Source organism: Paralimibaculum aggregatum (genome assembly GCF_030270585.1).
GTDB lineage: Bacteria > Pseudomonadota > Alphaproteobacteria > Rhodobacterales > Rhodobacteraceae > Thermohalobaculum > Thermohalobaculum aggregatum.
On the sequence record NZ_BSYI01000012.1, the window covers coordinates 31,468 to 44,504 of the forward strand.

At 70.9% G+C, this 13,037-nt stretch carries 10 protein-coding genes; 3 read left to right on the forward strand and 7 right to left on the reverse strand.

The window, feature by feature from the left end; all coding sequences use genetic code 11:
- Positions 1 to 48: 48 nt before the first annotated feature.
- From QSJ97_RS09145 to QSJ97_RS09175, 7 genes are all read right to left on the reverse strand, one after another.
- A complete protein-coding gene (locus tag QSJ97_RS09145) occupies positions 49 to 1,206 on the reverse strand; it encodes a substrate-binding protein (protein WP_285671431.1) in 1,158 nt (385 codons plus the stop codon).
- Positions 1,207 to 1,257: 51 nt separating this feature from the next.
- Positions 1,258 to 2,142, reverse strand: a complete 885-nt coding sequence (locus tag QSJ97_RS09150) for a nitrilase family protein (protein WP_285671432.1) — start codon at positions 2,140 to 2,142, stop codon at positions 1,258 to 1,260.
- 175 nt (positions 2,143 to 2,317) lie between these two features.
- Positions 2,318 to 2,887: a helix-turn-helix domain-containing protein gene (locus tag QSJ97_RS09155; RefSeq protein ID WP_285671433.1), complete on the reverse strand. Its 570-nt coding sequence runs from the start codon at positions 2,885 to 2,887 to the stop codon at positions 2,318 to 2,320.
- 125 nt (positions 2,888 to 3,012) lie between these two features.
- Positions 3,013 to 5,076, reverse strand: coding sequence for an ABC transporter permease (locus QSJ97_RS09160; RefSeq protein ID WP_285671434.1), 2,064 nt, complete (start codon positions 5,074 to 5,076; stop codon positions 3,013 to 3,015).
- The gene (locus QSJ97_RS09165) at positions 5,073 to 6,128 is read right to left on the reverse strand and encodes a quaternary amine ABC transporter ATP-binding protein (protein WP_285671435.1); all 1,056 of its coding nucleotides are present in this window, start codon (positions 6,126 to 6,128) and stop codon (positions 5,073 to 5,075) included. Before QSJ97_RS09165 ends, QSJ97_RS09160 begins: the two co-directional genes overlap by 4 nt.
- 54 nt (positions 6,129 to 6,182) lie before the next feature.
- Positions 6,183 to 7,154 (reverse strand): ABC transporter substrate-binding protein, encoded by a 972-nt coding sequence (locus QSJ97_RS09170; protein WP_285671436.1) that lies wholly within the window; start codon positions 7,152 to 7,154, stop codon positions 6,183 to 6,185.
- A 715-nt stretch (positions 7,155 to 7,869) separates the two neighbouring features.
- Positions 7,870 to 8,880 (reverse strand): GlxA family transcriptional regulator, encoded by a 1,011-nt coding sequence (locus QSJ97_RS09175; protein WP_285671437.1) that lies wholly within the window; start codon positions 8,878 to 8,880, stop codon positions 7,870 to 7,872.
- A gap of 238 nt (positions 8,881 to 9,118) precedes the next feature.
- On the opposite strand from QSJ97_RS09175, the gene QSJ97_RS09180 reads away from it, so the two are divergent.
- From QSJ97_RS09180 to QSJ97_RS09190, 3 genes are all read left to right on the forward strand, one after another.
- Positions 9,119 to 10,276: an aromatic ring-hydroxylating oxygenase subunit alpha gene (locus QSJ97_RS09180; RefSeq protein ID WP_285671438.1), complete on the forward strand. Its 1,158-nt coding sequence runs from the start codon at positions 9,119 to 9,121 to the stop codon at positions 10,274 to 10,276.
- A gap of 26 nt (positions 10,277 to 10,302) precedes the next feature.
- Entirely contained in the window at positions 10,303 to 11,964 is a 1,662-nt protein-coding gene (locus QSJ97_RS09185; RefSeq protein WP_285671439.1) for a choline dehydrogenase, read from the forward strand.
- 149 nt (positions 11,965 to 12,113) lie between these two features.
- Complete coding sequence (locus QSJ97_RS09190) at positions 12,114 to 12,911, forward strand: SDR family NAD(P)-dependent oxidoreductase (RefSeq protein ID WP_285671440.1); 798 nt, start codon at positions 12,114 to 12,116, stop codon at positions 12,909 to 12,911.
- Positions 12,912 to 13,037: the final 126 nt, after the last annotated feature.

The following is a 13,037-nucleotide window of genomic DNA, read 5'->3' on the forward strand; positions in this document are numbered from 1 at the left end:
CCGATTGCCGGCGGCCGGGGGGCGGGCCGGCCGCCCCCCGAGAGTGCGTCAGCCGGCGAACTGCGGGCACTGGTCGCCCGGATCGACGTTCTCGAAGCTCTGGATCACCTTGACCGAGCCGTCGGCCTGCACCTGGCCGAGATACATGGTCAGCGGCGCGTGGCGCTGCGCGTCCATGGTGATGGTGCCCCGCGGCCCGGTGACCGAGACATCGTCGAGCGCGTCTATCACGGCCTGCGGATCGGTCGAGCCGGCCGCCTCGACGGCGGCCTTGTAGGCATAGATCGCCTCGTATTGCGGCACCGAGAGATCGTTGGGCGTGATCAGGTCGTCGCCGAAGGTCGCCGTCATGCCCTCGAGGAAGGCCTTGTTCTCGGCGCTGTCGATGCCGGTGACATAGGAGGCGGCGATGTAGATCCCGGTGGCGTCGGCGCCCATCGACTTCGCGGTGCCCTCGTCGACCGCGAGGTTGCCATAGGGCATGTCGACGCCCGCCGCGCGGAGCTGCTTGGTCAGCGTCACGTTGGGCGCGCCGCCGGCGGTCGAGGTGATCAGCGCATCGGCGCCCGAGGCCTTGAGCTGGGAGATGATCGCGGTCCAGTCGGAGCCGTCCATGGGCAGGTATTCCTCGCCCAGGACCGTGCCGCCATTGGCCTCGACATAGGAGCGGGTGAACTCCAGCATGCCGCGCCCGAAGGCATAGTCCGAGCCGACCAGGAAGAAGGTCTTCGCGCCGTATTCCGCCATGAAGTGATCGACGATCGGCGCCACCTGCTGCTCGGGGACCCAGGCGTTGACATACATCCAGGGCGAGCAGGACCGGCCCTCGTAGAACGAGGTGTAGATGTAGGGCGTGCGCCCGCGGTTGACGATCGGCAGGCCGGCATTGCGCGCCGCCGAGGTCTCCATGGAGATCAGGACGTTGACCTTCTCCTCGTAGACGAGGCTCTCGAAGGCCCGCTGCGCGCCCTGGGCGCCGGAGTTGTCGTCGGCAACCACCAGCTCGACCTTCATGCCGAGGATCCCGCCGGCGTCGTTGATCTCCTTGGCCGCGTATTCGGACGACTGCACCACCGAGGGTGCGACCACGCTGTTGGCCCCGGAGAGGCCGACGGGGATGCCGATCTTGATGGTGTCCGCGGCAATGGCCGGTGCGGCCGCGAGGGCAGCCACCACGGCAGCGATGGAAAGCGGTCTCAGGGTCATGGTCGTCTCACCTCCTGTTGGTCCCGTGCTTGGGGTCGGATTGGCCTTGGCTCAGTACCAGCCCGGTGTCAGGTCGGTGCCGAGCATCTCGTCGTAGAGATCTGTCCGGCGGTCGCGCAGCAGCTGGTTGAAGTCGTTCAGGCGGCGCTTGCGCCGGGCGTCCGCGAGGTTCACGCGGGCGGTCAGCACCTCGGGCCGCTCCTCCGGGGCGGGGCCGGCCACCGGCCAGCCCTCGTGGTTGACGATCAGGCTCTGGCCGATGAAGGGCTGCCCGCGCTCGGTGCCGATCCGGCAGGCCGCCGCCACGCAGAACGAATTGGAATGCGCCGCCGCCATGCAGAGGATGTTGGACATCGAGGGCAGGCTGGCAGGCTGCGACGGCATCGGCACCCAGTTGGTCGGCACGCAGACGATGTCGGCCCCCTGCATGGCCAGCAGCCGCCAGGCCTCCGGGAACCAGCCGTCATAGCAGATCAGCGCGCCGATCCGGCCGAGCGGGGTCGCGAACACCGGATAGCCGTGGTCGCCGGGCTCGAACCAGAGGTTCTCGGCATCCCAGAGATGGGTCTTGCGGTAGACGCCGATCAGCCCGTCCGGGCCGACCAGTGCGGCGGAGTTGAAGAGCCTGCCGCCGTCGCGCTCGCAGAAGCCGCCGACGATGTGCAGGTCGTGCCGGCGCGCCGCCTCCGCCCATCCGGCGATGGTCTCCGATTCTGCCGCGGTGCCGGAGAGCGCGAAGGCCTCCGCGCGGCTCTCGAAGACATAGCCGCTGTCCGACAGCTCCGGCAGGACCGCCAGCCTCGCCCCGGCTTCGGCGACCGCCTCGATCAGCTCGAGCCCGGCCGCGCGGTTGGCCGCGAGATCGCCGATCCGGGGCTCGAACTGCAGGCAGGAAACCGTGATCTCCGCTTCGCCGCCAGGGGCATCGGTCGACATCTCGGCACTCTCCCTCTCGCAGGACCGGCCGCACCCCGTGGCCGCCGTCCTGTCATGCTCCGGCTTCCTGCGTCATAGTCAAGGAACTTTCTTCCCAATCCATGCACGCAGTGGTGCAGAATGCCCGGCCCGCTCAAATGCTGTGCAGATGCATGCCCGTTCGCACGCCATTCCATCAGAAGGTCGGCGGGGTGTTGACCCAGAGCACCCGCGCCTCGGTGGTGCCGAGGTTGCGGTAGCCGTGCGGCCGCTCGGAGGAGAAGTAGAACGAATCGCCCGGCATCAGGTGATAGCGCCGGCCGTCCACCTCGAGTTCCAGCTCGCCCTCGATCAGGAAGCCGAGTTCCTCGCCGAGATGGCTGATCACCCCGTCGCTGCGCCCGCCGGCGGCGACGATGTGGATGTTCGCCTGCAGCATGCAGCCCTCGGCACAGGGCGCCAGCCGCTCCAGCGTCACGCCGTCGCCCCGGCGCAGCGCATCGGTGTTGAGCCGCGGGCGCGTGCCGGCCCGCATCACCACGCCGGCGGTCTGGTCGTCGGCGAAGAAGGTCGAGACATTGACGCCGAGCGCCTTGGCCAGCCGGCTGAGCATGGTGAGCGACGGGTTCACCCGCCCGGTCTCGACCTTCGAGACCATGCTCTCCGAGCAGTCGGCCCGCGCCGCCAGGCTCTGCAGGGTGAGGCCGCGGAGCCGTCGCTGGTAGCGCAGCTGGCTGCCGATCTTCGATGTGTCGTTCGCGCTCACAGGCCACCGTCAAATCTCTTGAACCCCGATCAAGTTCGAGATCTTCGGCCGGATGGTCAACCCATAGTGTCCTTCCGGCCGCCTCTCCCGGCGCGCGCGGGGCACCGGCAGGGCCGGCGCCCGGGTCAGGCGCGGCCCCGGATCACCGCCTGCAGCAGCCGGTCGGCGGTCATCGCGATCAGCGCCATGCCGAGCCCGGCGGCGAGGCCGGCGCCGGCATTCGCCTCGCCCAGCGCGACATAGATCGCCTGCCCCAGCCCGGTGGTGCCGACCAGCGCGGCGATCACCAGCATGCCGAGGCCGTAGAGCACGGTCTGGTTGATCCCGATCAGGATCTGCGGCAGCGACTGCGGCAGGCGCACCTGCCAGAACAGCTGCCAGGCGGAGCAGCCGCAGGCGCGCCCGGCATCGATCAGGGTCGCCGGCACCGAGCGCAGCCCGTGCTCGGTGTAGCGGATCATCGGCACGATGGCATAGGCGACGATCGCCAGCAGCGCGGTGAAGTCGCCGACCTGGAACAGCATCAGGGCCGGGATCAGCAGCACGAACTGCGGCAGCGTCTGCAGCATGTCGTTGATCGGCCGGATGATCGCCGAGACCGTGTCCGACGCCGCCGCCCAGATCCCGATCAGGCCGCCGAGCAGGATGCAGAGGAACACGGCGACCGAGCAGAGATAGACCGAGATCATCGCCTGCTGCCACAGCCCGGCGACCAGCAGGTAGACGACGGCGCCGCCGGCCAGGAGCGCGAGGCGGATGCCGCCGAGCTGGAACGCGAGGAGCGTGGTCAGCAGCAGCACCGTGGCCCAGGGCAGCCCGGTGGCGCCGAAATAGAGGAAGCCGGCCACCACCAGCACCGCGATGCCGCCCTTCCAGCGCCCGCGGCCGAAGGCCAGCACGCAGCCGAGGCCGGCCAGGGCCCAGTAGGCCGCCTTCATCCCCGGGGTCAGCGTGATGCCCCAGGTGAAGGGCACGACCGCCCGCTCGAAGCCCAGCTTGACCGGCAGCAGCAGGAAGAACTGCACGCCGTTCTTGAGCGCCGCCATCAGCTCGCCATGCGCGAGGACGAAGCCGGTGGTGGCGGCGTTGATCGCCTGCGCCGGGGAATGGATCAGCCCGGCCGGCCAGTCGCGCAGCGCCGGCAGCGCCTGCGCCGCCAGAAACGCCGCGATCAGCGCCGCGGCCAGCACCGGCGCGAACCGGCGCAGCGGCAGGCCGGCATGGCTGGCGCCCGGAAGCTGCCGCGCGGCATAGGCCGCGGTCACCCGGTCGAGCAGGATCGCCAGGACCACGATCACCGCGCCCGACAGGAGGCTCTGCCCGAACTGCGCCTTGCGCATCGCCGAGAGCACCGCCCAGCCGATATCCTCGAAACCGCCGATGATCGCGGCGATGATGACCATCGACAGGGCCGCCATGGTGGTCTGGTTCACGCCGACCAGCATCTGCGGCAGCGCCGAGGGCAGCTCGGCCCAGGCGAACTGCTGCGGCCGCGAGCAGCCCGACATCCGGGCGCTTTCCAGCACCGCCGGCGGGATCCTTTCGAAGCCGAGGATGGTGTTGCGCACCATTGGCGGCACCGCGAAGACCACGCTGGCGATCAGGCCGACCACCGGCCCGAAGCCGAAGAGCAGGAGGATCGGGATCAGGTAGGCGAAGGCCGGGATCGTCTGCATCAGGTCGAGCATCGGCAGGATCACCCGGCGCGCATGGGCCGACCGGAAGCCCAGATAGCCGAGGCCGAAGCCGATCAGGATCGACAGCGGCAGCGCCACCAGCACCAGCGCCAGGGTGTTCATCGCCGGCTCCCAGTAGCCCGAGGCGAGGATGTAGAGCAGCAGCGCCCCGGTCAGCAGGGCCAGCCGCCGGCCGCCGCCCTGCCAGGCGATCAGGCAGAACAGGCAGACCGGCACCGCCCAGGGCGATCCGATCAGCAGCGCCCGCACGCCCGAGAAGGCCAGGTTCAGCCCGCCGCTGACCGCCCGCGCAACGCCCTGAAACTGTGCCACGAGGCCGTCCATGACGCGGTTGATCGCCTCCGCGACCGGCAGCGTCCAGGCATCCGGATAGCCGACGATCTGCGGAAACGCCGCCCGCTGCGCGAGCAGGAGCGCGCTCAGGCCGAGGACCGCGAGCCAGGGCCGGGCACTGCGGCAGGAGGCGCGGAACCGCCGGGCGAAACCCGTCAACGATCCGGCCCCGGCCCGTCGTGGTGGAGCGAGCGGATCACCTGCAGCGGCTGCAGCGAGCCCAGCACCGCGCCATCGGCACCGACCACGTCGACGGTTTCGGTGGTCTCGCCGAACAGCCTGATCGCGTCCTCGAGGATGGCCTCCGGCGGCACCGACGGATGCGCCCTGCCGTCGTTCCGGGGCGGGCTCATCACGTCGCCGGCGCGCAGCACATGGGCCAGCGGCACGTCGCCGATGAACTCGCGCACATAGGCGTTCGCGGGGCGCAGCACGATTTCGGCCGGCGCGCCGATCTGGACGATCTCGCCGTCCTTCATGATGCAGATCGTGTCGGCCAGCTTGAGCGCCTCGAGGAAATCGTGGGTGACGAAGACGATGGTCTTGTGCAGCTGCTTCTGCAGGCGCAGGAACTCGTCCTGCATCTGGGCGCGGATCAGCGGGTCGAGCGCCGAGAAGGGCTCGTCGAGGAACCACAGCTCCGGCTCGACGGCGAGCGACCGCGCGATCCCGACCCGCTGCTGCTGCCCGCCGGAAAGCTGGTGCGGATAGGACCGTTCCCTGCCTTTCAGCCCGACCAGGTCGATCATCTCGCGGGCGCGCGCCTCGCGCCTGTCGCGGGGCAGGCCCTGCGCCTTCAGCGGGAAGGCCACGTTCTGCATCACGTCGAGATGCGGCAGCAGGCCGAAGCTCTGGAACACCATGCCCATCTTGCGCCGGCGGATCTCGATCAGCGCGCGCGGCGAGGCGGTGAGCAGGTCCGTATCGTCGAGGAAGACCTGCCCGCAGGTCGGCTCGTCGAGCCGCGAGACGGCGCGCAGCACGGTCGACTTGCCCGAGCCGGACAGCCCCATGATCACGAAGATCCGGCCCTCGTGGACATCGAAGCTGACATCCGCCGCGGCCACGAAATGCCTGGCCTCGCGCACATGCTCGAGGCGCCGTTCATGGGTCATGTCGCGAAACGCGCCCGACACGATCCGCCGCGGGTTCGGGCCGTAGATCTTCCACAGGTTCCGGACCGAGAGTTTCGGCGCCGCTCGTGATGTCATGTCATGCTCCAGCCGGTGGCGCGGCCCGTGCCGGGGCCGCGCCGGGCGCAGGCCTTACTGCGTCGCCGCCTCGACCCAGGGGGTCCAGACCGCCGCGTTCTCCTCCATCCAGGCGGCGACCACCGCCTCGATCGGCTCGCCGTCCTGGTCGATCGCCTTCATCATCGCCTCCTGCGCCGCGGTATCGAGGGTATAGGCCTCGAGGAACGCCCATGCCGCCGGCCATTTCTCCTCGAACCCCGCCCAGGCCACCTTCATGGTCACCGGCGCCTCGACGCCGCAGTCGCCGGTGGCATCGGGGTTGGGGCCCCAGGCCGGGTCGGTGTCGCAGGCCGGCTCGTAGGCCGGCAGCGCGACCCATCCGGCCTCGACCTCCGCGAACACCCAGTGCGGCGCCCAGAACATCATCACCAGCGGCGTCTTGCGCGCATCCGCGGCCTTCAGCTCGGCCACCAGCGCGCCCTCGGAGCCGGCCGGCACCGCCTTGTAGTCCAGCCCCATGTTCCGGATGATGTCGGCGGAGCGGGTGCCCCAGTCGGCCGGATAGGCCAGGATGCGGCCCTGCGGGAAGGTCTCGGCGGTCACCAGCCTGTCCCGGCAGCCGACCAGCGCCTCCCAGGCCGGCAGGCCCGGGCAGAGCTCCTCCATGTGCTTGGGATACATCCAGCCCTCGCGCGTGGTCAGGCCGAGCGGGCCGATATCGACGATCCGGCCCGCCGCCTTCATCTTCGGATAGATGTCGCCGACATTGTTGGTCCAGACCTCGAGCGTCGCGTGCAGGTCGCCATCGGCCAGCGCGGTGTGCTGCGGATAGTTGCCGGCGGTGACGTATTCCACGTCATAGCCCATCGAGCGCAGGGCCTCGCCGGCGATATGGGTCGAGATGTGCTGGCCGGTCCATTCGTTGATCGCCAGCCTGATCGGCTCGTCCGTCGCGCCGAGCTCCGCCGCCGTCGCCATGCCGGCGAGCATCAGGGCGGCGGTGCCCGGGATCAGCCGCGCGCCGAGTTTGGTGAGATGGAACATGGTACCTCCAGTTTCGTTGATCCGTTTGTCCTGGCCCCGGGCGCCGGGCCGGCGCCCTGCCGGCGATCGGGGGCCGGCCGGCCCGGCCGCCCTCGCGCGCCGCGTGGCCGGCGCAGGCATGGCCGGGCGGCGCATGAGGGCGGCGGCACTTTTCGCGGTGTGCCCGATCACGCCGGACGCCCCGGAGGCCGGGTGCGGCCGCCGGGGCGTTGTCTCTCGCCTGGGCGCATGGGGTGCGGCCGGGCCCGGCCGCCGCGGCGGCGGCGCCGGGGCGATGCGGGCAGCCGGGGCGGGCAGCCGCGGTGGGCGGCCGGGACGGGCAGGGCGCGGGCCCCGGCCTGCGGTCTCGGGGCAGGCTGTCCACTATCGCTGTTCGGCCGTCACGGAACGAACGGCGTCGTCTCGCGGGCCCGTCCCGGCGTCGCTTGCTGCATCCATGGTCATCCCGATGGTCATCACGTGTGATGTATCGCTGGCGATCTCGAGCGTAGCGCCATGCCATCGCCAGACTTGACGTTGCACGCCAGATTGCGCGTCCGATGGCCAATGCTGTCTTCGAGAAAAGCGTAGCCTTGGCAGAGGCTTGCCAACTGTTTCGCGGTTGCCGAATTCTTCAGGGCGTACAACCTGACCGATTCGGACGGATATGGCGGAAATCGTCAAGCACTGCGGCGCGGGCCGCCGCGGTGCCCGCTGCGGAGGCGCCGGGCCGGCTTCAGGTGATGCTGTGATACACCGTCGCCTCGAGCGACTGGCGCCGGTCGCGGCTGGGCGCCACGCCGAAGCGGCTGCGATAGGTCCGGGAGAAGACCTCCAGCGAGGAGAACCCGCAGGCCACGGCGACCTCGGTCAGCGACATCTCGGTCTGCTGCACCAGCTGGTGCGCCTTGGCCAGCCGCAATTCGCGGTAGGTCGCCTCCACCCCCCGCCCGAGGCGCGCCTTGAAGAGCCGTTGCAGATGCCGCGCCGAGACCCCGGCCGCCCGGGCGAGGGCGGTGCAGGAGACCGGCTCGTCGAGCTGCTCCTCCATGATCGCATGGGCCCGGGCCACCGGGTCGTCGTGCCGGAACCCGTCCGCCGGCGGGAGGCCGCCGCCGGCAGGGGGCTGCGGCCGCGAGCCCGGACGGCGCCGGTCGAGCAGCAGGTGCTTGCCGACCTCGTCGGCAATGCCGTCGCCGGCCTCCTGGGCGATCAGGTCCAGCATCATGTCGGCGGTCGCCAGCCCGCCGGCCGAGAGCGGATGCCTGCCCGAGGCATCGAACAACGTCTCGGTCACGCGGAGCTCGGGATAGCGCTCCTCGCTGCCCTTGGCGTTGTACCAGTGGACCGGAATGCCGGCGCCGCGGAGCAGGCCGGCCTCCATCAGGATCTCGCTGCCGATCTCGATGGCGCCGACGCGGACCCCGGTGCGGGACGCCATGCGCACCCAGTCGATCAGCCGCGACTTGCCGGCCGAGGCCCGGACATCGAAGCTGGCGATCACGAACACCGTGTCGAACGCCGCCCGCGGGTCGCCGGCCAGCGGCGCGTCGACCGCCATCAGGCTGCCGCTGCTCGACCGCACGGCGAAACCGTCGGCGGAGAGGGTGGTCCACCGGAACAGGCTGCGCCCGGCCAGCCAGTTGGCGATGAACAGCGGCTCGGTCACCAGCGTCACCGCGAGGGAGGAGAAGCCCGGCACGAGCAGCAGGCCAAAGCGGTGCAGCGGCGTGTCCCGATCGGTCATGCGGTCTCCGGAGGGTTGATTCTTCGCGCCGCATCCTGGCGCTGCCGGTCAAGTTCTTCAAGAACCGGCGGCTATTTTCCGGGGCGGCCTCGCAAGGCGCGGAAAAGGCTGATGAAACTCCATCGCCGCGGATCTGCGCAGAATGCCCCGCCTGTCGCGCATGGTCAAATCGGCGCCGTGCCGCGGGCTACCATCCGGGGCGAGCCGTGCGCCATCATTCAGGAAGAGGACAGCCAGCATGGGCAAGATCGATTCCCCCCGAAGCCAGTCGGACCTGACCTGGGACTACAGCGATCCGGTCAACGGCCCGACCATCCCGGCCCCGTTCTTCTTCGACCCGCAGATCTTCGCGGAGGAGAAGCAGCGCATCTTCATGCATTGCTGGCACCTGGTCGGCCATGTCAACGAGTTCGCCGAGCCGGGCAACTACGTCGTCCAGGACATCTTCGAGCAGAGCGTCGTCGTCACCGCCGGGGCCGACGGCAGGATCCATGCCTGGCACAATGTCTGCCGGCACCGGGGCAACCGCCTGATGACGCAGCGGCGCGGCAAGGTGGGGGGCGTGCTGCGCTGCCAGTACCATTCCTGGTGCTACAATCTCGACGGCGGCCTGCGCTCGGCGCCGCGCACCGAGCATCTCGCCTGCTTCAGCAAGGAAGATCACAGCCTCCGGAAGGTGCGCCACGAGGTCTTCGCCGGCTGGGTCTTCGTGACGCTCGACGACGCGGCGCCGCCGGTCGCGGAGATGGCCGCCGGGGCCGAGGCGGAGATGCGCCGCTTCCTGCCCGATCTCGACAATGTCGTGCTGGTCGAGGAGACCGACGTCATCGTCGATGCCAACTGGAAGGTGATCCAGGAGAACTCGATCGAGGGCTACCATTTCGACCTCAGCGGGCCGGTCCACAAGGAGCTCGCCGCGCTGATCGACTTCAAGGGCTACACGCTGACCGCGCATGACAGGTGGTGGACCTATATCGGCCCGCCCAACCCGAACGCGACCCATGCCTATGGCGAGCCGCTGGAGGGCGCCACCTGGCAGACCGACTGGTTCTTCAACATCGGTCTCTGGCCCAACACCACCTTCTATTCCTTCCCCTATACCGACATGATCGGCACCTTCATCATGATCCCGCTCGGCCCGGAGAAGTCGCTGCTGCGCTTCGGCTACTACGCGCCGAAGGGGCGGCCGGTGCCGGCGGTGACGAAGGCGGCGATCGAATGGATGAACACCCAGCTCGGGCCGGAGGACATCGAGCTGAACGTGACCAACCAGAAGGGCCTGCACTCGATGGGCTTCGGCTCGGGGCGGTACCTGATCGACGAGAACCTGCCGAACCAGAGCGAGCATCTCGTCCACCATTTCCACAAGCTCTGCTACCAGGCGATCAGGGAATGACCGGGCAGGGGATGTCCGGACAGGGAATGGCCGGACAGGGAACGACCGGTCAGGGAACGACCGGACAGGGCTGGGACTATGTCATCGTCGGCGCCGGCTCGGCCGGCTGCGTGCTGGCGAGCCGGCTCTCCGAGGACCCCGACACGCGGGTCCTGCTGCTGGAGGCGGGGCCGGAGGATCGCTCGATCTGGCTGAAGATGCCGGCCGGCATGTCGAAGGTCGTCTGGGGCACGGATTACAGCTGGGCCTTCACCTCGGAGCCCGAGCCGCATCTCGGCGGGCGGCGGCTCGGCCATCCGCGCGGCAAGGTGCTCGGCGGGTCGTCCTCGATCAACGGGATGGTCTGGCTGCGCGGCCATCCGCGCGACTATGACGGCTGGGCGCAGCGCGGCGCGGCGGGCTGGAGCCATGCCGACGTGCTGCCCTATTTCCGCCGGGCGGAAACCGCGCCGGACGGCGCCGGCCCGGACCGGGGCGCCGACGGGCCGATCCGCGTGACCCGGCCGGCGCTGGCGCCGGGGTCGCTGGCGGCGGCCTTCGTGCGGGCCGGCGGCGAGGCCGGCTATCCGGTGCTGCCGGATTTCAACGCCGGCGAGCAGGAGGGCTTCGGCCCGGTCGAGCGCAGCACCCATGGCGGCCGGCGCTGGAGCGCGGCGCGCGCCTATCTGCACCCGGCCCGCGGCCGGCGCAACCTGACCGTGGTGACCGGCGCGCTGGCGGAGGCGATCGTGCTGGAGCGGGGCCGCGCGCGGGGCGTGCGCTATCGCGCCGGCGGCCAGGCCGCCACCGCCCGCGCCGAACGCGAGGTGATCCTGGCCGCGGGGGCGATCGGCTCGCCGCACCTGCTGCAGCTCTCGGGCATCGGCCCCGCGGCGGTTCTGGAGGCGGCGGGGATCGCGGTGCGCCACGACCTGCCGGGCGTCGGCGAGAACCTCAACGACCATCCCGACCTGGTGATCCAGCACCGCTGCCTCGAGCCGGTCAGCATCTATCCGGCGACCCGCCCGGGGCGGAGCTGGCTGGCCGGGGCCGAATGGGCGCTGCGCGGGACCGGCCCCGCGGCGACCAACCATTTCGAGGCCGGCGGCTTCGTCCGCTCCCGGCCGGAGGTCGAGCACCCGGACCTGCAGTTCACCTTCATGCCCCTGTCGGTGGTTCCGGGAACCGTGGAGATCCGGCGCGAACATTCGTTCCAGGTGCATATCGACCTGATGCGACCGAGAAGCCGCGGCCATGTCCGGGTGCGCAACGCCGATGCCCGGCAGGCGCCGGCGATCCTGTTCAACTATCTCGCCGATCCGGCCGACCGGACCGACCTGCGCGAGAGCGTCGCGATCCTGCGCGAGGTGCTGTCGCAGCCGGCCCTCGCGCGCTTTGCCGGGCCCGAGCTCTTCCCCGGGCCGGGGGTGACGGGCCGGGACGCCATCGACGCCTGGATCGCGGAGACGCTCGAGACCTGCTACCACCCGGTCGGCACCTGCCGGATGGGCAACGGGGATGCCGCCGATGCCGTCGTCGACCCGCAGTGCCGGCTGCGCGGGATCGACGGGCTGCGCGTGGTCGATGCCTCGATCATGCCGGAGATCGTCAGCGCCAACACGAACGCGACGGCGATCATGATCGCCGAGAAGGCGGCCGACCTGATCCGCGGGCGGTGCGCCGCATCCGCTACCGGGTCCGCGATGTGAGACGGCCGCGGGCGGCAGGATCGGCGGGCGGGCCCGGGCCGGTGGCCGCGGGGGCGCCGCGCGCGCCGCGGGCCCTGCGCCCCGGCGGGCGGTCCGGCGGGCGATCCGGCCGCCGCCTGCGGCGTTCCTGACGGGAGGGAGTATCGATCATGGCCGTTCTCTCTGGCAGGCGCGCGATCGTCACCGGCGGCCTCTCGGGCATGGGGCTGGCGATCGCCGCCGCGCTGACCCGGGCGGGCGCGGCGGTCGCGGTCGGCTCGCGCTCGGTCGCCGGCGGCGACGATCCCCGGCACCGCCTGGCGCTGGAGCAGCTCCGCGCGGCGGGCGAGCCGGTCCATGCCGGGCCGCTCGACGTCACCGATCAGGCCAGCATCGATGCCTTCACCGCCGCTGCGCGCCGCGCGCTCGGGCCGATCGACCTGCTGGTCAACGCCGCCGGGATGACCAGCGAGCAGCCGGTCTGCGGCCATGACGACGCGCTCTGGAACGCCATCATCGAGACCAACCTGACCGGCGCCTTCCGGATGACGCGGGCGCTGCTGCCGGATATGATCGGCGCGGGCTTCGGACGGATCGTCAATATCGGCTCCACCGCCGCCAGCGTGGGCTGGGCCGACAACCCGGCCTATTGCGCCTCCAAGGCCGGGCTGCTCGGCCTCACCCGCTGCGTGGCGCTGGAGGGCGCCGGGCACGGCGTCACCTGCGTCATGGTCAGCCCGACCTGGGTCGAGACCGACCTGATGCGCCGCGACGTGGCGGAGATCGTGGCGCGCGAGGGCAGCGGGCGCTCGGTGCCGCAGGCGATGGCCGATATCGCGGCCGGGAACCCCCAGAAGCGGATCATCCAGCCCGGCGAGATCGCCGAGCTCGTCGCCTTCCTGTGCAGCGATGCGGCGCGCGGCATCACCATGGAGAACATCCAGGTGACCGGCGGCGCGCTCTGGTAGCCTGCCGCCGCGCGCCGCAGCCCGGCCGGGCGGGGCGGTGGAGGCGCGTGCGGGGCGATGGAGGCGCGGGCGGGGGCCGCAGACCGCCCGGCCGGGGCGCCGCGCGGCGCCGGCGTAGGGCCGGCG

What these genes read in the sequence shown, in the direction of transcription:
- QSJ97_RS09145 (WP_285671431.1), bottom strand. Translation starts at nt 1,206, where the DNA reads ATGACCCTGAGACCGCTTTCCATCGCTGCCGTGGTGGCTGCCCTCGCG.
- QSJ97_RS09150 (WP_285671432.1), bottom strand. Translation starts at nt 2,142, where the DNA reads ATGTCGACCGATGCCCCTGGCGGCGAAGCGGAGATCACGGTTTCCTGC.
- QSJ97_RS09165 (WP_285671435.1), bottom strand. Translation starts at nt 6,128, where the DNA reads ATGACATCACGAGCGGCGCCGAAACTCTCGGTCCGGAACCTGTGGAAG.
- QSJ97_RS09170 (WP_285671436.1), bottom strand. Translation starts at nt 7,154, where the DNA reads ATGTTCCATCTCACCAAACTCGGCGCGCGGCTGATCCCGGGCACCGCC.
- QSJ97_RS09175 (WP_285671437.1), bottom strand. Translation starts at nt 8,880, where the DNA reads ATGACCGATCGGGACACGCCGCTGCACCGCTTTGGCCTGCTGCTCGTG.
- QSJ97_RS09180 (WP_285671438.1), top strand. Translation starts at nt 9,119, where the DNA reads ATGGGCAAGATCGATTCCCCCCGAAGCCAGTCGGACCTGACCTGGGAC.
- QSJ97_RS09185 (WP_285671439.1), top strand. Translation starts at nt 10,303, where the DNA reads ATGGCCGGACAGGGAACGACCGGTCAGGGAACGACCGGACAGGGCTGG.
- QSJ97_RS09190 (WP_285671440.1), top strand. Translation starts at nt 12,114, where the DNA reads ATGGCCGTTCTCTCTGGCAGGCGCGCGATCGTCACCGGCGGCCTCTCG.